The sequence below is a fragment of the Gymnodinialimonas sp. 202GB13-11 genome, from assembly GCF_040932485.1.
In the GTDB taxonomy this organism is placed as follows: Bacteria; Pseudomonadota; Alphaproteobacteria; order Rhodobacterales; family Rhodobacteraceae; genus Gymnodinialimonas; species Gymnodinialimonas hymeniacidonis.
The window spans coordinates 2192249-2211655 of the sequence record NZ_JBFRBH010000001.1 but is presented as its reverse complement, the minus strand read 5'-3'; the positions used below and the strand labels follow the sequence as shown (position 1 = coordinate 2211655).

At 61.9% G+C, this 19407-nt stretch carries 21 protein-coding genes; 13 read left to right on the top strand and 8 right to left on the bottom strand.

Going from position 1 to position 19407, the window contains the following annotated elements; all coding sequences use genetic code 11:
• Positions 1-101: 101 nt before the first annotated feature.
• The 6 genes from V8J81_RS11030 (at position 102) to V8J81_RS11005 (ending at position 4777) form a co-directional block, all read left to right on the top strand.
• Positions 102-1229: an ABC transporter permease gene (locus tag V8J81_RS11030; protein WP_368477630.1), complete on the top strand. Its 1128-nt coding sequence runs from the start codon at positions 102-104 to the stop codon at positions 1227-1229.
• Positions 1229-1996: an ATP-binding cassette domain-containing protein gene (locus V8J81_RS11025; protein WP_368475799.1), complete on the top strand. Its 768-nt coding sequence runs from the start codon at positions 1229-1231 to the stop codon at positions 1994-1996. The genes V8J81_RS11030 and V8J81_RS11025 overlap by 1 nt, the downstream gene beginning before the upstream one ends.
• A 15-nt stretch (positions 1997-2011) precedes the next feature.
• Positions 2012-3154 carry a phytanoyl-CoA dioxygenase family protein gene (locus V8J81_RS11020; protein ID WP_368475798.1) on the top strand — a complete coding sequence of 381 codons (1143 nt, stop codon included), beginning with the start codon at positions 2012-2014 and terminating at the stop codon, positions 3152-3154.
• Positions 3151-3927: a 5-deoxy-glucuronate isomerase gene (gene iolB, locus V8J81_RS11015; protein ID WP_368475797.1), complete on the top strand. Its 777-nt coding sequence runs from the start codon at positions 3151-3153 to the stop codon at positions 3925-3927. Before V8J81_RS11020 ends, iolB begins: the two co-directional genes overlap by 4 nt.
• Before the next feature lie 65 nt (positions 3928-3992).
• Positions 3993-4385, top strand: coding sequence for a GFA family protein (locus tag V8J81_RS11010; RefSeq protein ID WP_368475796.1), 393 nt, complete (start codon positions 3993-3995; stop codon positions 4383-4385).
• A gap of 44 nt (positions 4386-4429) precedes the next feature.
• Entirely contained in the window at positions 4430-4777 is a 348-nt protein-coding gene (locus V8J81_RS11005) for a VOC family protein (protein WP_368475795.1), read from the top strand.
• Positions 4778-4780: 3 nt separating this feature from the next.
• Here the strand turns inward: V8J81_RS11005 and V8J81_RS11000 are convergent, their stop codons facing one another.
• Positions 4781-5245: a DUF2059 domain-containing protein gene (locus V8J81_RS11000; protein ID WP_368475794.1), complete on the bottom strand. Its 465-nt coding sequence runs from the start codon at positions 5243-5245 to the stop codon at positions 4781-4783.
• 111 nt (positions 5246-5356) lie between these two features.
• Here V8J81_RS11000 and V8J81_RS10995 point away from each other — a divergent pair, with 111 nt between their 5' ends.
• Complete coding sequence (locus V8J81_RS10995) at positions 5357-5797, top strand: DMP19 family protein (RefSeq protein WP_368475793.1); 441 nt, start codon at positions 5357-5359, stop codon at positions 5795-5797.
• Here the strand turns inward: V8J81_RS10995 and V8J81_RS10990 are convergent.
• The 6 genes from V8J81_RS10990 to V8J81_RS10965 all read right to left on the bottom strand — a co-directional run bounded on the left by V8J81_RS10990 (position 5794) and on the right by V8J81_RS10965 (position 12159).
• Complete coding sequence (locus tag V8J81_RS10990) at positions 5794-6234, bottom strand: hypothetical protein (protein WP_368475792.1); 441 nt, start codon at positions 6232-6234, stop codon at positions 5794-5796. The genes V8J81_RS10995 and V8J81_RS10990 overlap by 4 nt on opposite strands.
• 12 nt (positions 6235-6246) lie before the next feature.
• Positions 6247-7122, bottom strand: a complete 876-nt coding sequence (locus tag V8J81_RS10985; protein ID WP_368475791.1) for a dimethyl sulfoxide reductase anchor subunit family protein — start codon at positions 7120-7122, stop codon at positions 6247-6249.
• 1 nt (position 7123) lies between these two features.
• Complete coding sequence (locus V8J81_RS10980) at positions 7124-7903, bottom strand: 4Fe-4S dicluster domain-containing protein (RefSeq protein ID WP_368475790.1); 780 nt, start codon at positions 7901-7903, stop codon at positions 7124-7126.
• Between the two features lie 158 nt (positions 7904-8061).
• Positions 8062-8568, bottom strand: coding sequence for a DUF6882 domain-containing protein (locus V8J81_RS10975; protein WP_368475789.1), 507 nt, complete (start codon positions 8566-8568; stop codon positions 8062-8064).
• The gene (locus V8J81_RS10970) at positions 8565-11354 is read right to left on the bottom strand and encodes a molybdopterin oxidoreductase family protein (RefSeq protein WP_368475788.1); all 2790 of its coding nucleotides are present in this window, start codon (positions 11352-11354) and stop codon (positions 8565-8567) included. Before V8J81_RS10970 ends, V8J81_RS10975 begins: the two co-directional genes overlap by 4 nt.
• A gap of 151 nt (positions 11355-11505) precedes the next feature.
• Positions 11506-12159 (bottom strand): helix-turn-helix domain-containing protein, encoded by a 654-nt coding sequence (locus V8J81_RS10965; protein WP_368475787.1) that lies wholly within the window; start codon positions 12157-12159, stop codon positions 11506-11508.
• Between the two features lie 96 nt (positions 12160-12255).
• Between V8J81_RS10965 and V8J81_RS10960 the strand changes: the two genes are divergently transcribed.
• From V8J81_RS10960 to V8J81_RS10935, 6 genes are all read left to right on the top strand, one after another.
• A complete protein-coding gene (locus tag V8J81_RS10960; protein WP_368475786.1) occupies positions 12256-13569 on the top strand; it encodes an aromatic ring-hydroxylating dioxygenase subunit alpha in 1314 nt (437 codons plus the stop codon).
• A complete protein-coding gene (locus V8J81_RS10955; RefSeq protein ID WP_368475785.1) occupies positions 13566-14858 on the top strand; it encodes a glutamine synthetase family protein in 1293 nt (430 codons plus the stop codon). Before V8J81_RS10960 ends, V8J81_RS10955 begins: the two co-directional genes overlap by 4 nt.
• Positions 14859-14953: 95 nt before the next feature.
• The gene (locus tag V8J81_RS10950; RefSeq protein ID WP_368475784.1) at positions 14954-15496 is read left to right on the top strand and encodes a 3-hydroxyanthranilate 3,4-dioxygenase; all 543 of its coding nucleotides are present in this window, start codon (positions 14954-14956) and stop codon (positions 15494-15496) included.
• 106 nt (positions 15497-15602) lie between these two features.
• The gene (locus V8J81_RS10945; RefSeq protein WP_368475783.1) at positions 15603-16586 is read left to right on the top strand and encodes a TRAP transporter substrate-binding protein; all 984 of its coding nucleotides are present in this window, start codon (positions 15603-15605) and stop codon (positions 16584-16586) included.
• A 63-nt stretch (positions 16587-16649) separates the two neighbouring features.
• On the top strand, positions 16650-17198 hold the full coding sequence (locus tag V8J81_RS10940) for a TRAP transporter small permease (protein WP_368475782.1): 549 nt from the start codon (positions 16650-16652) through the stop codon (positions 17196-17198).
• A complete protein-coding gene (locus V8J81_RS10935) occupies positions 17195-18457 on the top strand; it encodes a TRAP transporter large permease (RefSeq protein ID WP_368475781.1) in 1263 nt (420 codons plus the stop codon). The genes V8J81_RS10940 and V8J81_RS10935 overlap by 4 nt, the downstream gene beginning before the upstream one ends.
• Here the strand turns inward: V8J81_RS10935 and V8J81_RS10930 are convergent.
• Positions 18450-19406, bottom strand: coding sequence for a LysR substrate-binding domain-containing protein (locus tag V8J81_RS10930; RefSeq protein ID WP_368475780.1), 957 nt, complete (start codon positions 19404-19406; stop codon positions 18450-18452). The genes V8J81_RS10935 and V8J81_RS10930 overlap by 8 nt on opposite strands.
• Position 19407 lies beyond the last annotated feature (1 nt).

The window sequence follows — 19407 nt, the reverse complement described above, 5'->3', positions numbered from 1 at the left end:
GACGTTGCCTGCCCTTTTTCAACGGCACATTTCGCAAGGCCCAAGGAACGCTGGCCTTTCGCAAGATGCTTGAAAGAGAAGACACAACACGGGAGGGGCAGATGTCGGAGACGCAGCCTGCAGCAGGCGGACCAGACGACGAACGAATTAAAGAAATCGGAGGATTGCGGACCTGGCTGATCCGCCCGGAATTGGGCGGGATCGTTGGGGTCATCACGGTCTTCGTCTTCTTCGGAATCCTTGCCGGGGACAGCGGCATGTTCAATCCGCAGGGCATCCTGAACTGGAGCCAGGTTTCGGCGCAGTTCATGATCATCGCAGTGGGTGCCTGCATGTTGATGGTGGCCGGGGAGTTTGACCTTTCGGTTGGCTCGATGATCGGGTTCGCGGGGATTTCGATTGCCATGTTCGGCGTGGTCTGGGGCCTGCCGATGTGGATTGCGATCCTGATCACGTTTGTGATTTGCATCGCCATCGGCGCGATCAACGGCCTCATCGTGGTGCGCACGGGCCTTCCGTCGTTCATTGTGACGCTGGCGTTCCTGTTCATCCTGCGCGGCTTCACGATCTTCATACCGCAGACGGTGGAAAGCCGCACGATCATCGGCGGCATCGAAGACGCGGCAGAGGGCGATTGGCTGGCCTCGATCTTCAGCGCAGACATTATGCAGTGGTTGTTCGTTCTGATGGCCGATTGGGGCTGGATCGACACCTTCACGCGCGGCACGCGCGAGGGGGAGCCTGTGGTCACCGGCATTCCGATGCTGATCGTCTGGGCGCTTGTGTTGGTGGTTGTTGGCCACACGATCCTGACGCGCACACGCTACGGCAACTGGATCTTTGCGGCGGGCGGTGATGCGCAGGCGGCGCGCTACGTGGGCGTTCCGGTGGACCGGGTGAAGATCTCCATGTTCATGGTGACTGCGTTCTGCTCGACCGTTTTCGCCTGCTGTCAGGTGTTCGAATTCGGCACGGCTGCTGCTGACCGGGGCATCCTGAAGGAGTTCGAGGCGATCATCGCGGTGGTCATCGGAGGTGCGCTTTTGACTGGCGGATATGGTTCAGTCGTGGGTGCGGCGCTTGGTGCGATCATCTTTGGCGTCGTGCAGCAGGGCCTATTCTTTGCCGGCGTTGAGAACTCGCTGTTCCGGGTGTTCCTGGGTGTGATCCTGCTATTTGCGGTGATCCTGAACACATACGTCCGCCGCATCATCACAGGAGAACGCTAATGACCGCTCCTATTGTTGAAATGAAAGAGATCAAGAAGCACTTCGGCCCGGTGATTGCCCTGAATGGCGTGTCTTTCGACGTGAAGGCGGGCGAATGCCACTGCCTTCTGGGCGACAACGGCGCGGGCAAATCGACCTTCATCAAGACCATGTCAGGCGTGCACAAGCCGACCTCGGGCGAGATTATGTTCGAAGGCAAGCAGATGAACTTCGCCAGCCCGCGAGACGCGATGGAGGCGGGGATTGCGACGGTTTACCAAGACCTCGCCATGATCCCGCTGATGTCGGTCACGCGGAACTTCTGGATGGGGCGGGAACCTAAGAAAGGTCTGTTCATCGACTTCGACAAGGCGAACTCCACGACCATGTCCGAGATGAAGAAGATGGGCATCAACCTGCGCTCGCCGGATCAGGCGGTTGGCACATTGTCCGGCGGTGAACGCCAGACGGTTGCCATCGCGCGGGCGGTCTATTTTGGGGCGAAGGTTCTGATTTTGGACGAGCCGACATCGGCGTTGGGTGTGCGCCAGACCTCGAACGTGCTGGCCACGGTGGACCGGGTCCGCAAGGCGGGCATTGGGGTCGTGTTCATCACCCACAACGTGCGCCACGCGATGGCCGTGGGCGACCGGTTTACGGTGCTTAATCGCGGCCAAACGCTTGGCACGGCGGACCGGGGCAATATCACGCCGGAGGAGTTGCAGGACCTCATGGCCGGTGGGCAGGAAATGGCGCAGCTGGAAGGCTCGCTTGGCGGAACCGTCTGAATAGGGATCAGACCGATGAAGCACACAGGGTACTTCACCTCCGAAAGCGGGACGCTGGCGGAGTTTGCAGAGCTGACCGCGCGGGTGCTGGACCCGTCTGAGCTGTCCTTCACGGACCGCGTGGAAAAGAACGTGCCGATCTATGATATGGCGGCGCTGGGGCAGGTTTTGGCGGGTCCGAAGCGGTCAGAGCTATTGGCGGAATGGGCTTGGGTTCTGGGCAAATCCGCCGGCGCGGTTGTGCTGAAACAGGCGCAGCCCGATCACGCAGCGATTGATGCGGCGACAGACGTCTTCAACCGGATCGTTGCGGATGAGGCCGGGCAGGGCGGCGGGGCGGATCACTTCGCCGCTGCCGGGGCCAACTCGCGGATCTGGAACGCGCTTGAGAAGCACTGCAAACGCGATCCTGCGGGTTTTGCCGCCTATTACGGTGCGCCTGCGGTGGCGGCGGTTGCCGAGGCGTGGCTGGGTCCAGATTTCCAGATGACCGCGCAGGTCAATGTCGTGCGCCCCGGCGGACAGGCACAGACCGCGCACCGCGACTATCATCTGGGGTTTCAGACGGCGGATGTGGCAGCGAAATACCCCGCGCATGTGCATGACCTGAGCCAGGTGATGACCTTGCAGGGCGCGCTGGCCCATTGTGACATGCCGCTGACAAGCGGCCCGACGAAGTTGCTGCCGTTTAGTCAGATGTTTGCCGCTGGATACATGGCCTATCGGCGCCCCGAATTCGCGGAGCATTTTGAGGCGCATTGCATTCAGCTGCCGTTGGAAAAGGGGGATGGGTTGTTCTTCAACCCGGCGCTGTTCCATGCCGCGGGGGCCAATGTCTCTGAGGATATTCACCGGATGGCGAACCTGTTGCAGGTCTCGTCCGCCTTTGGCCGGGCGATGGAGACGGTGGATCGGGTTGGGATGAGCAAGCTGATTTTCGATGTGATGGGCGACTTGCCGGAAGAACGGCGTGAAGCGGCGATTGCCTGCACGGCGGAGGGCTATGCGTTCCCGACGAACCTCGACACCGACCCACCGGTAGGCGGGCTCGCCCCCGAAAGCATGGCGGCCCTGTTGCGGCGCGGGCTGGCGGAGGGCATGAGTGCGGAGGCGTTTGGCGCGGCACTGGATGCGCAAATCACACGCAGGGGGATTTGATGGACCTATTGGTCAAGCCAAACGGAACAACAGGGCGTGTGCAACATATCACGCCCGACAGTGCCGGGTGGGGCTATGTGGGCTTTGACGTCTGGCATCTGTCGCCGGGTGACGTTGCGACAGGTGGTGAGGCCGGGCGTGAAGTGATCCTTGTGCTGGTTGAAGGCCGGGCGGTTGTCGACGGGCTGGGTGAGATGGGCGAGCGGATGAGCGTGTGGGAAAAGACGCCGCCTGCCTGCGCTTATCAGCCGGGGGACTGGCGGGTGGAGGCGGTCACGGATTGCGTGCTGGCCGTGTGCTCCGCACCCGGGTCCGGTGAGCGGCCGGCTCAGGCGCTTGGCCCGGAGGGCATCAAGATGGTGGATCGCGGCGTGGGCACGAACCTGCGCCACATCCACAACATCGCGATGGAAGACCGCGACGTGGCCGACAGCCTGCTGGTGACGGAGGTGTTCACGCCAGCGGGCCATTGGAGCAGCTACGCGCCGCACCGCCATGACGAGGATGATTTCCCGAACATCACCTATCTGGAAGAGACGTACTACCACCGCCTGAACCCCGCGCAGGGATTTGGCGTGCAGCGGGTGTTCACCGAGGACGGATCGCTGGACGAGACCATGGCGGTGAGCGATGGAGATGTCGTGCTCGTGCCCAAGGGCCATCACCCCTGCGGCACGCCTTACGGGGTGGAGATGTATTACCTCAACGTCATGGCAGGGCCGCTTCGCAAATGGCGGTTCGCGGCGCACCCGGATTTCGCGCATTTGATGTAGGGGCAAGCCGTCCGGTGACAGGGGGATTGGGCGCGCTTATCGTGGGCCTGAAGGGGGGGCACGCCATGGCCGATCAAATCACCGGCGGGTGCAAATGCGGCAAGGTCCGGTATGCGGGAACGCCGCTCGACGCGGCGCCCTTTCGGTGTCATTGCCGCGATTGCCAGCAACTGACCGGCTCGGGCCATACCGAGATGATGCCGTTGGCGCGTGAGGGTTTTGCGATCAGCGAGACGTGCCGAATTTACGAAATGCAGGGCGGGTCCGGTCAATCGACCTATAGCGGCTTCTGCCCGGATTGCGGGGCGCAGTTGATCCGCCGAAGCGCGCGCATGGGGGACCGGGTCTACGTGCATGCGGGATCGCTGGATGACCCGGCACAATATGCCCCGGAGCGGTCGATCTATTCCGACGCGGCGCAGCCTTGGGATGCAGGGTCGATCATAAAGGCGGACTAGCCCGCAATATTGGCCGGGTTCGGCGGACGTGGTAGAACGCCTTCATGCAAAGGATCGCCCAACCCGTCGCTGCCCTTCCTGTCCGCTCCGTCCCGGAAGCGCAGGCCTGGTATCGCGATCATCTGGGGTTCGAGATCAAGTGGCACCATGAGGGCGGGCGCATCGGCGGCGTGGCCCATGGCGAAGCGGCGATTTTCCTGCGGGAGACGGAGGAGGAGATCCAACCGAACGTGTTGTGGATTTTCTGCCCGGATGTGGATGCGGTGCACGCGGATTTGGCCGAAAGGAGCGCGCCGATCACCGGTCCATTAGCTGATACGCCGTGGGGCTTGCGGCAATTCACGGTGACCGACATGGCCGGTCACCAACTGCATTTCTTCCACGACCTTTAGGGCTCACTGACCCATGATGATCGCCATGATGTCGGCCTGACGGGTCAGCATCCGTGCCTGCATTTCGGGGGCAAGCGTTGTCATGATGTTGGTGAACATCGGCTGGGTCTGCACCAGGATCGAGCGGCCGACATCCGAGGAATAGAAGTCGATCATCGCCTGCATCTCTTCCTCGTTGAAGGTGTTGACCATGCCTTCGATCATCAGAACCTCAAGTCGTGGCTGGAAATCGACCAGCTCTTCGGAAAGCAGGTTGCCAAGGTCGGTGAGCTGTTGTTCGGTCAACTCCATCCCGGGCGGCAGCGTGGCGGCGATCTGCGCGGCGGAGGCCTCAGGGGAGAACATGGCCGACATCATCTCCTGCACGGCGGGCAGGGCGGCATATTCGCGGGCGAGTTCCTCGACCGACTGGGCCGCGGCGGTCAGCGGTGTTAGGGCAAGGGCGAAGGCGAAGGTGAGGGCGCGCATGGTTTGGGTCCTTTTTCGAAACTGCATTCATGGGTAACTTGGGTCGTGTGGCGCTGTTTGCCAATGCAAATCGCTTGGGCAAAAGCGGACCGTCGGAGTCATTGGAACGCCATGCGCATTGGTGAGGCATTCATAGAGAGGCTATTGGCCTCCTCAGACGCGGCAGACGCAGTGGCGACGCTGTCCGGGTTTTGGGCGCATCGGGCCCGTGATGGTGCGATGCGCATGGGGCTGGCGGAGCCGGAATGGCAGGTCCAGCTGATCCTGATCTACACGGGCGAAGTCTGGAATGGGGGACATGCGCAATATCACATGAACCGAGGCACTGAACTTGCTGACCCAACCTGTTCTGCTTTGACGGCTGTCGGCTTGAGGGGCCATGCTGCGGTACTTCGCGATGTGACAGGTGGGGCGTGGTCGCCGGCCGAACTGGCGCGGGCCGACCGCGCATTCGATGATCTGGAGGCCGACGTGGACGCAGCGCTGTTGGCCCATTTGCGGCGCCATGCGGACACCATCCTATTGCCTGAGCGTAGGCAAAGTACGGGCTAGAACGACCGTTTGACGCCGTTTGACCGCAGCCAAAGCCAACCCCGAATGCCTGCGCTGACAAGGATCAGGCAAATGAGCGGGATGATCCATTGAGTGGCGATCAACGCGCCGCTCGGGGCTGCGGCAATTGTCGCGCCAAGCCAAGTGAAGGCCACGTTGACGATGATGTAGGCCCCGAAAAGCAACGCGACGATAGGAACCCATGCGGCATGTCCCTCGCGCAGACGGAACGCGATGATGATGCACGCGATGGCTGTGCCGAGCAGCCCGAGAATGGCCGGTCCAAATGTGGGGACGAGCGATAGAAAGAGAATTGCGAGCCCCAGCAGGTTGAAACCCATCAGCAGAAGCGGCAGGCCCGCCATGCGCACGGCTTCCAACGCGCTGTCCTCATCATGGGATACGATCCAATAGCCGAGGAAACGGGTCTTGGACATAGACGGCTACTCTCAGCGCTTACCGTAATAGAGGCCGACAACGTGTTCTGCTTCGGCGAAGAACAGCCAGCGGGCGGTGGCAACCCCAGCGATATGGCTGAGGATGGCCAGCGCGGCGAGGGTGTGGCTGAATGGCAGAGCAGTCAGGATCAACACCGGCAGCGCAAAGGCCAGAACGCCCGCGATGATGCGAAGCTTAAGGCTGTGCTTGCGGCCCACCACATGCACGAATTCGCGCAGCAGGTAGTTTGTGCCGGTGTGCGGCGGCTCGAACGCCGTGACGGCGCCAATGCGACCCAGACCGGTGGCGGTTTCCATATCGGTGCCGGAGCCTTTGAAGGCATGATCGCCCTGAAACCATGCCAGAAGCGTAGCGATGGCTGCCACCATCAGAAGGATCGCCGCTGCGGTGACTTGGCCTGCCAGAAGTGCGCCGCCAGCCAGCGACAACGACAGGAATTTCACCGGCGTGAGCGGTGAGTGCCAACGCGGAACGGTTTTCATCTGCGCGTAGATCATTGAGGTGGTGAAGACAGTACCGACCGACAACAGCGCCCCAAGATAGCCTAGTGGCTGCCATGTGGCATTGAAGAAGACGAGGCCCGCGCCGTAGAGCGCCATGACCAGAAGGGCAGCCACCGCACAGATGCCTTCGCGCGAGAGCCACGATGTTTTCCACTGGCTGAAGGCTTTCCACGCCCGTTCGGGGTGGCCGAGGTGGAAGGTGGACGAGATCAGCCCGCCCACAGCCAGCACGTAACCGATCACGAAGAACCAAAACGCGGTCCAGCCGGTGACCTCGGGATAACCCAGACCGAGGAAGGTCAACAGGCCAAAGCCTAGGCCGGACAGCGTGGTGAAGATGATGACGGAAGGAGCCGGATGCATATCAGTTCGCCTTTCCGGGAAGGGCGTCGAGCGCTTTGTCGAGCCAGCCGATGAAGCCACCGGGGTTTTCGGCGACAGGCTCCAGATAGGGGGCGAGGACGTCAAATTCCGGCAGATCGTCCTTGGGCCGCGGCGGCAAGTATTTGTTGACCGGTTTCGTGCCCTGTTCCGGCATCAGGTCCATTCCACCCCGTTCGGCGGTGAGTTTGGACACATTGCTTTCGGGATCGGCGAAATCACCGAAATGGCGCGCGCCGGCGGGGCAGGTGCGCACGCAGGCCGGTTCGCGGTCTTCCTCGGGCAGGTTTTCGTTATAGATGCGGTCGACGCAGAGCGTGCATTTCTTCATCACGCCTTCGTCCTGGTCCAACTCGCGCGCGCCGTAGGGGCAGGCCCAGGCGCAAAGGCCGCAGCCGATGCAGTCCTTTTCGTTGACCAGAACGATGCCGTCTTCCGCGCGTTTGTAGCTGGCGCCGGTGGGGCAGACGGTAACGCAGGGCGCGTCTTCGCAGTGCAGGCAGGATTTTGGGAAGTGGATGGTTTGTGCCGCCGGGTGCGGTTTGGCGGAGGTCGCCAGCGGCTGAACGGAATAGGAATGCACGCGGTTGAGGAAGGTGCCCGATGGGTCGGACCCGTAGGCGTCCTGATCAGAAAGCGGCGCGCCGTAGTTTTCGGTGTTCCAGCCTTTGCAGGAGATCACGCAGGCATGGCACCCGACGCAGGTGTCGAGGTCGATCACGAGGCCGAGTTTTTTCTGGGTCGAGGTGGGAAGCTGGGTCATGGGTCAGGCCTGGCTGAGTGGAAGGGGTTTCCCCGCGCTTGCGCGCGGCGACCGTGCGAGGGGGCCAGCCCCCTCGTCGTCCATTGGGCTTGAACCAATGGCGCCGCAAAGGACGACCCCCGGGATATTTTTGGCACATGGAAGAGGACGGTTGGATATCATGAGGAGCCCGCGATCTGACTGATGAAGCCGAAGTAATGGACCCGTTCGCTTCCGTAACTCAGGGGGATGATGACCTGCGGGTCGCCAAGAACAATGGCGTGCCCAAGCCAGTCGGCACAATCGTGATAGTCGAGGATATGCGCCGGTTGCGACAGAGCGGCCGCCCCGGTGTTTTCTGCGTGGGTGAAGACGGCTTGCGCAGAAGTGCGGGGGAGGTGAGACAGGTCGTCCAACGCCCACGCCCACGAACAGGTGTTAGTGGAAGAGTCGCGTGCTCCGACCAATTCGACAGACCATTGGCTTCTTGGGCCATTGTCAGGATTGTGGACGATGACGTTGGTCTCGGAAAGACCAGTCATATCAAATGATCCCAGACCGTGTTCGGCATGCCATGTGCGCCATCCGTTTTGCGACGCTGCAGCGGAGGCAGCCGTGAGTTCGGAGTCCGCAGCAGCAGATCCAGCAAGCGCGCCGCTCAACAGAAATGCAGTCACTAGCTTCATTGCCCTACCTTCCAGGCAAGGTCCTTGGGACCCTTGCCCACGGGCGATTTGATCGGTGGATAGGCGGGCTGGCTTTCGGTGGGTGCTTCGGCCTTTTCGATGCGGACTTTCAGATCGAACCACGCCGCTTGTCCGGTGATCGGATCGGAGTTCGTCCAGCGGTGGCCGTCGCCTTTGGCGGGCAGAAGCTCGTGGATCAGGTGGTTCAGCAGGAACCCTTTGGTGGCCTCCGGCGCGTCCTCATCCAGCGCCCAAGCGCCTTTGCGTTTGCCGATGGCGTTCCACGTCCAGACGGTGTTTTCGTTGAGCGCGGCCATCTCCATGACCGGCACGGTGATTGTGCCGTGGGGCGAAGTGACTTTGGCCCAGTCGCCATCGTTCAGGTTGTTCTCGCGCATCAGCTTGGTGGGCACGTAGAGCGGATTGTGGCCGTGCAATTGCCGCAGCCAAGCGTTCTGGGTGCCCCAGGAGTGATACATTGCCATCGGGCGCTGGGTGAGCGCGGTGATGGGGTAGTCATCGACCTTGTTGGCCGGCGCGGGGTCGGACCAGAACGGCAGCGGGTCCATGTTCTCGCGGACCTGCTCGCGCAGATGCTCGGGTGGCTGGATGTCGCCATGGCCCTCGGCCGCGCGGCGGAACTTCTGCATTGGCTCGACGAAGAGCGTGAAGAGGTAGGGCTGCGGCGTGTCGTAAAGGCCCATTTCCACGGCCCAATCCTGGTAGGCCGCGTTCCAGGGCTTCATGTAGTTCGCGCCCTCGGGGATGTGGCTGACAAAGAAGCCGCCATTCTCAATATACTGGTTCAGCTGATCGGGGTTCGGGTCGCCGCGCCCGTGCTGGTCGCCATTCTCGCCACGCCAACCGGCCAGCGGGCCGATGCCGGGGCGGCGGATGTGGTTGACGATGTAATCGCCGTAATCGGCGTATTTCTGGGAGCCGTCCTCATTCACGAAGCCGGGCAGGCCGAGGCGCGCGCCGAGGTCGCAGAGGGCGGATTGGAAGCCTTTGACGTCGCGGTCGGGTTCGATCACGGGCCAGCGGATCGCATCGGCGGCCCCGTCGGCCTCGCAGATCGGGCGGTCGAGCAGGCTGATGCAATCGTGGCGTTCGAGGTAGGTCGTGTCGGGCAGGATCAGGTCGGCATAGGCGACCATCTCGGACGAATAGGCATCGGAATAGATGATATGCGGGATAACATACTCGCCATTTTCATCCTTGTCGGTCAGCATCTGCATGACGCCGCCTGAATTCATCGAAGAGTTCCACGACATGTTGGCCATGTACATGAAGAGCGTGTCGATCTTGTAGGGATCGCCCGCATGGGCGTTGGAGATGACCATGTGCATGAGGCCATGGGCGCTCATGGGGTTTTCCCAGGTATAGGCCTTGTCGATGCGGGCGGGGGTACCGTCTTCCTTCAGGGCCAGATCTTCGGGGCCATGGGTGAAGCCCAGATGCGGGCCGTCGAGCGGTTGGCCGGGTGTGACCTTGCAGTGCGGCTTGGGGTGGATTTTCGAGGGCTTGGGGTAGGGCGGCTTGAAGCGGAAGCCGCCGGGGGCTTCGACACTGCCCAGGATGATTTGCAGGACATGCAGCGCGCGGCAGGTCTGGAAGCCGTTGGCGTGCGCGCTGATCCCGCGCATGGAGTGCATGGAGACTGGGCGCGCGGTCATGGAGGTGTGGGTTTCGCCGCGGAAGTCGGTCCATTCGATGGGCAGCTCAAAGGATTCCTCAAACGCCACGCGCGCCAGTTCGGCGGCGATGGCGCGGATCTTGTCGGCGGGAATGCCACAGCGGTCGGCCACATTCTCCGGCGCGTATTCATCGGACATGTAGCGTTCGGCCATGTGGTGGAGGACGGGCTTGTGGCCGTCCTTGTGGGTGGCCGACAGGTCAGGCTGCACGCCTTTCTTGTCAAAGGCGGTGGGCTTGCCCGTCTTGCGGTCGATGACCAGTTCCTTGCCGTCTTTGTCGCGCAGCAAGAGGCCGGTGTCCTTGTCGACCAGCACCGGCGCGTTCGTCCACCGCGCGAGGTAGTCGAGGTCGATCTTACCCGCCTTCATCAGGCAGTGGACCATGGCGAGAATAAACAGCCCGTCGGTGCCGGGCGTGATGCCGACCCATTCGTCAGCGACCGCGTTATAACCTGAGCGGATCGGGTTCACGCCGATGACCTTGGCCCCGCGCGCTTTGATCTTGCCGAGGCCCATCTTGATCGGGTTGCTGTCGTGATCCTCGGCGACGCCAAAGAGCATAAACAGCTTGGTGTGATCCCAATCGGGCTGCCCGAATTCCCAGAATGCGCCGCCCATCGTGTAGATGCCGGCGGCGGCCATATTGACCGAGCAGAAGCCGCCATGGGCCGCGTAGTTTGGGGTGCCGAAATTCTGCGCCCAGAAACTTGTGAAGGATTGCGATTGGTCGCGGCCGGTGAAGAACGCCAGCTTGGAGGGGTCTTCCTCGCGGATCGGGCGCAGCCAGCCCTCGGCGATCGTGTAGGCCTCTTCCCAGCTGATTTCCTCGAATTCGCCCGAGCCGCGTGGGCCGACGCGTTTCAGGGGCGCTTTCAAACGCGAGGGCGCGTTGACCTGCATGATGCCTGCTGAGCCTTTGGCACACAGTACTCCCTGGTTCACCGGATGGTCGCGGTTGCCCTCGATATAAGCAACTTTGCCCTCCTTCATGTGCACGTTGATCCCGCAGCGGCAGGCACACATGTAGCAGGTGGTTTTGCGGATTTCGTCCGAGACTTTCGGGGACAGGTCCAATACCGGTTGCGCCATGATTTTCGTCCCCCCAAAATGGTCCCTGCAACAGCCTTAATCCCGCAGCGACGTGCAAGGCCATACGGCCAAAACGCGCAGGCGTTAGGTCCACGCGCCGCTTCAGTATTGAGACCTCTGGTCTCAAATTGCAATGGATCGAATGCCGCAATCAGGTATGGGGTGCAAGTCCCGGCACATCCTTCAAGTCGGCCGCGGCCATTTGCAATGCTGCGAGCGCCGTTTCGAGACGGGTTTCAAGGTCGGGCAGGGCGAGGGGAAGGGTTGTGCCAAGGGCGGCTTGCGGCGTTTCGGGAGGGCCGATGGGCACGGCAAGGCCGCAGACACCGGCTTCATACGCGCCGCGGATAACTTGCGCGGGTTGGTCGCTGCCTTTCAACACCTGTCCGATGGCCGTGGTGTCGAGAGGCAGGGTGGAGCCGACCGTCAGGCCAAGCGAGACCCGCGCGCCGGGGCGCGCCGAATGGGCGACGTAGACGGCGACATTTTCGTCACGCACGGCGAGGCTGATCTCTCCGCCTAAGGTCTCCGCATGGGCGTTCAACGTGGGTTGCACGGCGCGCCCGAAGCTGCCCGCTTGCAGGAATGCGCCAGCCGGGCGCAGGACGCGAGGCGCAAGTGAGAAGGCGCGGCCTTGTTGGCGGGCCCATCCGGCCTCAACCAATGTGAGTGTCAGGCGGCGTGCGGTGGACCGGTCAAGGCCAGCGCGCTCGGCGATTTGCGACAGGGTCAGCGCGGGCGCGTCCTCAAACGCTGCGATCACGTCGAGACCTTTGAGAAGCGTGGAAGAGAGGGTTTTCGACATCGGCCCTGCTTTCGTTGACAGGTGCAGCAAAGCGCGGCAGGCTCAATAAGTCAACAAATGTGCGTATATCGCACAATTGAATGAGGTGCCGCGCCCATGATGAGTCAGGAGTTGAATGATCAGATCACCCGGATCGGACCGGGAACCGGCGCGGGGAAGGTGCTGCGCCAGTATTGGCAACCGGCGGCGTTGAGCGATGAGTTGATGGGCGCGCGACCCGTGGTGCCGGTGACGCTACTGGGCGAGGCGCTGGTGCTGTTCCGTGACGAGGGCGGAACGCTTGGCCTGATCGGGCGACATTGCCCCCATCGCGGCGCGGACCTTGCCTATGGGCGGCTGGAAGACAATGGCCTGCGATGCCCGTTCCACGGATGGCACTTCGATTGCACCGGCCAATGCGTCGAACAGCCCGGCGAGCCTGAAGGCAGCCGGATGCATAAGCAGATCAAGGCCGTCAGCTATCCGGTGCGCGAACTCAACGGCATCATCTGGGCCTATATGGGCGAAGGCGACCCGCCGCCTTTTGCCGATTTCGACTGTTTCCGCGCGCCCGACACCCATGTCTTCGCGTTCAAGGGCCTCTGGGAATGCAACTGGCTGCAAGCGATGGAAGTGGGCATCGACCCTGCGCACGCTTCCTTCCTGCACCGCTTCCTGCAGGATGAGGACCCGGCGGACAGCTACGGCAAGCAATTCCGCGATAAGGCTGGAAACACCGAAATTCCGATGACAAAACTCCTGCGCGACTATCCGCGCCCCGAGATCATGGTGGATGAAACCGACTACGGCATGAAACTCACCGCGCTACGCCATCTCGATGATGGGCGGACCCATGTGCGCGTCACGAACCAGATCTTCCCGCAGGCCATTTGCATCCCGATGAGCCGCGAGATGACGATCACCCAATGGCATGTGCCCGTCGATGACGAGACCTGCTATTGGTATTCGATGTTCACTTCTTTCAACGCGCCCGTCGACAAGGCTACGATGCGCGACCAGCGGCTGGCCGAGCATCGGTTGCCGGACTACGCGCCGCTCAAGAATGCGCGTAACAATTATGGCTACGACCCCGACGAACAGGCCGACCAGACCTATACGGGCATGGGTCTCGACATCAACGTGCATGACCAATGGGCGGTGGAATCGATGGGCCGGATACAGGATCGGCGGTTCGAGCATCTGGGCAAGACCGACGTCGGCATCATCAAATATCGCCGCATGCTGCGCGCCGCGATCAAGGCCGTGGAAGAGGGTGATGCGTCGGGCCTCAAGATGCAAAATGGCGGGACGGAGGCCATCAAGGGGCCGCTGTCGAATGATGCGATTGCCCCGGATGAGGATTGGCAGGCGGCGTCCCTTGCGGCAGACTTGGAACGTCGGGGCCATTGCCCCTGGGATGCAAGCGTTTGACGACAGACGAAATTCTGAAGCTGGTGGAACGAGACGGGATCGAGACGATCCGCGTTGTCTTCACTGACCCGCACGGGGTGCTGCGCGGCAAGACAGTGACGGCCAGCGCGTTGCCAAGCGTGTTGGCGGATGGCCTAAGGGTGCCCTCGACACTGCTGTTGAAAGACTTGTCGCATCGCACCGCCTTTCCGGTCTGGGCGGGGGAGGGCGCGCCGATGCAAGGGGCGTCGGACGTGGTCTTGCGGCCCGATCCCGCGACCTTCCGCAAACTGCCCTGGTCGCCCCATTCCGCATTGATCCATTGCGATGTGGAGAGCCCGTTCTGCTCCCGCGCAATTCTGCGCAGCTGCGAGGAGGCCTTGGCGGAGGAGGGCCTGCGCGCGACGATGGGCGTGGAGATCGAATTCCAGGTGTTTCGCGTGGTCGATCCGTCGCTGGCGCCGGCGCAGTCGACCATGCCCGGGCACCCGCCGCAGGTGGAGAACACAACGCAGGGCTATCAGTATCTGACCGAGACCCGTTACTCGGAGGTTGAGCCGATGCTCGACCGCCTGCGCCGCGCAGCGGAGGAGATGGGCATTGATGTGCGTTCGGTTGAGGTGGAGATGGGACCATCGCAATACGAGGTCACGTTTGCGCCCGGCACGCCGTCCGAGGTGGCCGAGCAGGCGGTGAAGTTCCGTATGCTGGCCAAGGAGTTGAGCCACCGCCACGGGATGCTCGCCAGCTTCATGCCGAAGCCTGCCTTGCCGAATGCGGTGGCGAATGGATGGCATATCCACCAGAGCCTCGCGCCCGATTTCAATATGGCCCATTGGATCGGAGGCCTGCTCGCCCATGCCCCGGCTTGCGCGCTTCTGACCAATCCAACGGTCAACAGTTACAAACGCTTCACGCCCTATCAGCTCGCTCCGACGTGCATCGCATGGGCGCACGATAATCGTGGAGCTATGGTGCGCGCGCTCGACGGGCGCGTCGAAAACCGGCTGCCTGACAGTGCTGCGAACCCCTATCTGGCGCTCTCGGCGCAACTCATCTCCGGCCACGCGGGCCTCAAGGCGGCACAAGACCCACCGCCGGAAATGATCGACCCCTATGGCGGTGGTGCACCTGCGCTTCCGGTCTCGCTTGGAGAGGCGATTGAGGCCTTCGCGGCTTCCAACACGTTACGCGCCGCGCTGACGCCAGAGGTCCACGATTGGTTCATCACTCTGAAACGGCACGAGTGGATGCGCTACCTCGCCCATATCTCGGATTGGGAGCAGGCGGAGTATTTCGCCAATCTTTGATATCAGGATTCCGGATAGTGGGCGCGAAAATGAACGCTTGCGGTTATACCTGAGCGGGGCAAACTAATGTGCGACAGATACGGGGAGTGACGGACATGGGACGGCTATCGGCCTTCAACTTCAAAGCCTGGATTGACGAACATCGCCACCTTTTGAAACCGCCCGTCGGCAACAAGATGGTGTTCGAGGACAGCGATATAATGGTGACGGTCGTGGGCGGGCCGAACAAGCGCACCGATTACCATGATGACCCGGTGGAGGAGTTCTTCTACCAGCTCGAAGGCGACATGGTCCTGAAGCTCTACGATCAGGGCGAATTCTACGATGTGCCGATCCGGGAGGGGGAGGTGTTCCTGCTGCCGCCCCATGTGCGCCACTCACCCCAACGCCCGATGGAGGGATCGGTAGGCTTGGTGATAGAACCCAAACGCCCCGAAGGCGCGGTGGATGCGATCGAGTGGTATTGCTTTAATTGTGGAAGCCTTGTGCACCGCGCGGAGTTGCATCTGAAGAGCATCGTGGAAGATCTGCCACCTGTTTATGCCAGGTTCTACGACTCGGAAGAGGCGCGGACTTGCGGATCATGCGGAGAGGTGCATCCGGGGAAGGAACCGCCTGAAGGCTGGGTGACGCTTTAGCGGCAATCCGTTGCGCGGGCGTCCGAAATCCGGCTAGGCTCTGCCGGAACCAATCAAAAATAGCCCCGGCCACACAAGAAGCCGAGGGCGGATAGGGAGAAAAGACATGAAGACATTCAACGCATTGCTGGCCTCTGCGGCCATGGCCGTGACCGGGTTTGCCGGGACGGCGCAGGCTGAGGAATTCCGCTTGGGCCTGATCACGCCGCCACCCCACGTCTGGACGCTGGCCGCCGAAGAGTTCGGCACCGCCTTGTCCGAAGCCTCGGGTGGCGAACATACCGTAACCGTCTTCCCGGCGCGGCAGTTGGGTAATGAGGCCGACATGCTGCAACAGTTGCAGTCAGGCGCGCTCGACATGGCGTTCATGACGGTGGCCGAAATTTCCAACCGCGCCACGGACTTCGGCGCGTTCTACCAGCCGTTCCTCGCCGATGACATGGCCCACGCCGCGGCCATTCTGCGCTCGGACGAGGCGCGTGCGATGCTCGACCAATTGCCCGGTTCGCTGGGCGTTGTCGGCGTTGGATATGGCAGCGCGGGGATGCGTCATATCCTCACGAACGGCGGTGTGACCGATGCGGCCGGGCTTGCGGGCCAGAAAATCCGCATCACGCCGTTTGAGGCAAACCTCGATTTCTACAATGCGATCGGCGCGGCCCCCACGCCGATGCCGCTGCCCGCCGTGTTCGATGCGCTGGCCAATGGGCAGGTCGACGGGATCGACATGGACAGCGAGCTGATCGTGCTGCTGCGCTACCATGAACATGCCGACACAATGCTGCGCACCAACCACATGATGTTCCCGATGGTGGGCCTCGTCTCGGCCCGGGTCTGGGCGGGCCTGTCGGAGGAAGACCGCACGATGATCTCCGACCTGATGGGGGCCGCTGTGGACGGTGTTCTGACCACATATGTGGAGCGTGATGCGGGCTGGCAGGAAGAAATCCGCGACTTCGACGTGACTTATATCGAGGCCGATCGCGACTTCTTCGGGGATGCCGTGGCTGAATGGGAAGGCATCTGGGAAGAGCGCGCCGGTGAGGCGTTGGAAACCCTGCGCGGCGTGGCTGACGCGACCCGCGAGTGATCTGATTTCAAACGAACAAACCCGGGCGTCTGCGGGCGTCCGGGTTTTGCTTGGACGCCTGTCATGTTGACCCGTATCTCACGTTTTTGGGCCAGGATTGAGCTTTCTGCCGCCGCCATTCTAGCGGTGGGTGTGACGCTTCTGATCCTGCTCAACGTCGTCACCCGCACGGCGGGCGCGCCGATCTATTGGGTGGATGAGGCGGCGATTTACACAATGGTCTGGATGACGTTTCTGGGTGCTTCGGCAGCGATCCAGATGCGGCAGCAGGTGGCGATCACGATCCTGACTGACGCGTTGCCAGAAGGAGCCAAGCGCGTAGCTGCGAAGTTGGTGGACCTAGCCGTCTTCGTCTTCGCCGCAGCGATGCTGTGGTTCTGTTGGCGTTGGTTCAACCCGCTCGCGCTGGCACAAAACGGGTGGGACGTGATGGCGTTTCAGGGCAGCACCTTCAATTTCATCTATGCGGAGCCGACGAGCACCTTGGGTGTATCGAAATGGGTGATCTGGCTGGTCATGCCGATCTTCTCGGCAGGTGTTTTCCTGCACGCCACGGCGCATCTACTGAACTTCGCGCCGCCGGAAAGCCATGGCCCGGAGGTCGCCACATGACCCCGGCGCTGTTCTTTGCCAAGCTGCTGCTGGCCGTGCCGGTTGCCGTTGTCCTTGCGCTGACGGCGATGTGGTACATTTGGGAAAGTGACAACACGATCCTTTACGACAGCTTCGCGCAGCGGATGTTCTCGGGCGTGGAGGCGTACGGCTTGCTGGCCATCCCGCTTTTCATGCTGACGGGCGAGTTGATGAATGAAGGCGGCATGACGCGTCGTCTGATCAATGCGGCGCGGGTCTTCGTGGGAGGGTTCCGGGGGGGCCTCGCTTACATCAACTTGCTGGCGAACATGTTCATGGCGGCGATTGTCGGCTCTGCCGCCGCGCAGATCGCGGTGATGTCGCGCGCCATGGTCCCGGCCATGGAGGAAGAGGGCTATGATCGTGGCTTTGCGGCAGCAACCACGGCGGCGGGTGGGCTGCTCGCCCCGGTGATCCCGCCCTCGATGCTATTCGTGATCTACGGGGTGCTGGCGCAGATACCCATTGGCGACATGTTCCTGGCTGGGATTATTCCGGGCCTGATCCTGTCGGTCTGTTTCGCCATCGTGATTGCACTGATCGGCCTAAAACAGCAATTCCCGAAGGGGGAATGGTTGAAGGCGTCCGAGGCTGGAAAAGCCTTGCTTTACGCGCTGCCTGCGATGCTGATCCCGGCGGCCATCATCGGTGGCATAATCGGCGGCGTGGCGACCCCTACGGAATCTGCGGCCGTGGCGTCGGTGGTGGCGTTTGCACTGGGATGGCTGCTCTATCGAGAGTTGGAGCCGAAAAAGCTATTCGAGATGTTCAAGCGCACGGCACTGAATGCGGCGTTGATCATCTTCATGATCGCTGCTGCAAACGTGTTCGGTTGGGTCATCATCTACGAGGCCGTCCCGCAACGGTTGGCCGAGTTCATCACAACAGTCACTGAAAACCCGTTCCTCTTTCTGTTGATCGTGAATGTGGTCCTGTTGTTCGTGGGCATGGTGATCGACGGGATCGCGGCGATCATTCTGGTGACGCCGATCCTCTTGCCCATCGCTATCGAAAGCTACGGGATCAGCCCCTATCAGTTTGGCGTTGTTATTTCACTGAACCTTGTATTGGGGCTGCTGACGCCGCCGGTGGGCGTTGGCCTCTATATTGCCAGCGCGATGGGAGAGACGCCCACCGGTCGCATCCTGCGTCAGCTTTGGCCGTTCCTGATTGCGGTGGCGGTTGTACTGATCCTGCTCAGTTACGCGCCTTGGCTTTCGACCGCCCTGATCAGCTAGAGGCCGCGCGGCCCCGGTTCAGAACCTCGGCTTCTTCCTGCAAGGCCAACAGAAACAGGAGTGCCGCGGGCGAGAGTTGGTCGTCACCCCTGTGCGTGACCCCGATGGGACCAGAGCCGAAGGGCAGGGCGTAGTCCAGACGGGTCAGCACGTTCAGCGCCATGTCGAGGGCGGCAACGGTGCGCGGAACGAGGCCGATTAATTCGCCAGCACCGAGAAGGGTACGGTTGCTGAGGTAGTTGACGCTTTCGACCACTTTTGGCGGCTCGTATTGCGCGGCTTCGACGAAAACTTCATCCATCTGGCGGCGCAGGGTCGTTTCAGGCGGGGGAAGAATCCAGCCGTAGGGGCGGAGATCGTCGAATGTGAGATCGGCGCGTCCGGCCAGGGGATGGTTTCGGCCCACGACCAGTACCACATCGTCATGGATCAACGGCACCTGCATCAGCCCTTTGCGGTGCCGGTGATGCGGCAGGCGGCCAACGACCATATCAACTTCCCCCGTCTGGACGCGAGGCATTAGGGCGTCGTTTGTGCCTTCCATGATCCGGATCGTGACGTTCGGACGCTCGGACAGCACACGCTGGACGGCCATTGGCACAAGTTGTGCGGCCCCGGCCAGAAGCGTACCCACAACGATCCGGCCTGCACTGCCTTCGGTGATATCTTCCATCTCCTGCGTGGCGTTGGAGAGTTGGGTGAAAATCAGCTGCGCGTGGCGGATCAGGGCGGCACCTTGCGCGGTCGGGATCACACCGCGATTGGTGCGCTCGAAAAGTTGCGTGTCGAAATCGGCCTCAAGGTCTTTGACCATACGCGTGGCGGCAGGCTGGCTGATATTCTCTGCCTGGGCGGCGGCCTGGATGTTTCCAAGTCGCCCAACCGTGACCAAGAGGCTGAGTTGGCGTAGCTTCAGGCGGTTCAGGGCGCGGTTGTAGAGGCGGGCCATG

What these genes read in the sequence shown, in the direction of transcription:
- V8J81_RS11030 (WP_368477630.1), top strand. Translation starts at nt 102, where the DNA reads ATGTCGGAGACGCAGCCTGCAGCAGGCGGACCAGACGACGAACGAATT.
- V8J81_RS11025 (WP_368475799.1), top strand. Translation starts at nt 1,229, where the DNA reads ATGACCGCTCCTATTGTTGAAATGAAAGAGATCAAGAAGCACTTCGGC.
- V8J81_RS11020 (WP_368475798.1), top strand. Translation starts at nt 2,012, where the DNA reads ATGAAGCACACAGGGTACTTCACCTCCGAAAGCGGGACGCTGGCGGAG.
- V8J81_RS11010 (WP_368475796.1), top strand. Translation starts at nt 3,993, where the DNA reads ATGGCCGATCAAATCACCGGCGGGTGCAAATGCGGCAAGGTCCGGTAT.
- V8J81_RS11005 (WP_368475795.1), top strand. Translation starts at nt 4,430, where the DNA reads ATGCAAAGGATCGCCCAACCCGTCGCTGCCCTTCCTGTCCGCTCCGTC.
- V8J81_RS11000 (WP_368475794.1), bottom strand. Translation starts at nt 5,245, where the DNA reads ATGCGCGCCCTCACCTTCGCCTTCGCCCTTGCCCTAACACCGCTGACC.
- V8J81_RS10995 (WP_368475793.1), top strand. Translation starts at nt 5,357, where the DNA reads ATGCGCATTGGTGAGGCATTCATAGAGAGGCTATTGGCCTCCTCAGAC.
- V8J81_RS10990 (WP_368475792.1), bottom strand. Translation starts at nt 6,234, where the DNA reads ATGTCCAAGACCCGTTTCCTCGGCTATTGGATCGTATCCCATGATGAG.
- V8J81_RS10985 (WP_368475791.1), bottom strand. Translation starts at nt 7,122, where the DNA reads ATGCATCCGGCTCCTTCCGTCATCATCTTCACCACGCTGTCCGGCCTA.
- V8J81_RS10980 (WP_368475790.1), bottom strand. Translation starts at nt 7,903, where the DNA reads ATGACCCAGCTTCCCACCTCGACCCAGAAAAAACTCGGCCTCGTGATC.
- V8J81_RS10975 (WP_368475789.1), bottom strand. Translation starts at nt 8,568, where the DNA reads ATGAAGCTAGTGACTGCATTTCTGTTGAGCGGCGCGCTTGCTGGATCT.
- V8J81_RS10970 (WP_368475788.1), bottom strand. Translation starts at nt 11,354, where the DNA reads ATGGCGCAACCGGTATTGGACCTGTCCCCGAAAGTCTCGGACGAAATC.
- V8J81_RS10965 (WP_368475787.1), bottom strand. Translation starts at nt 12,159, where the DNA reads ATGTCGAAAACCCTCTCTTCCACGCTTCTCAAAGGTCTCGACGTGATC.
- V8J81_RS10960 (WP_368475786.1), top strand. Translation starts at nt 12,256, where the DNA reads ATGATGAGTCAGGAGTTGAATGATCAGATCACCCGGATCGGACCGGGA.
- V8J81_RS10950 (WP_368475784.1), top strand. Translation starts at nt 14,954, where the DNA reads ATGGGACGGCTATCGGCCTTCAACTTCAAAGCCTGGATTGACGAACAT.
- V8J81_RS10945 (WP_368475783.1), top strand. Translation starts at nt 15,603, where the DNA reads ATGAAGACATTCAACGCATTGCTGGCCTCTGCGGCCATGGCCGTGACC.
- V8J81_RS10940 (WP_368475782.1), top strand. Translation starts at nt 16,650, where the DNA reads ATGTTGACCCGTATCTCACGTTTTTGGGCCAGGATTGAGCTTTCTGCC.
- V8J81_RS10935 (WP_368475781.1), top strand. Translation starts at nt 17,195, where the DNA reads ATGACCCCGGCGCTGTTCTTTGCCAAGCTGCTGCTGGCCGTGCCGGTT.
- V8J81_RS10930 (WP_368475780.1), bottom strand. Translation starts at nt 19,406, where the DNA reads ATGGCCCGCCTCTACAACCGCGCCCTGAACCGCCTGAAGCTACGCCAA.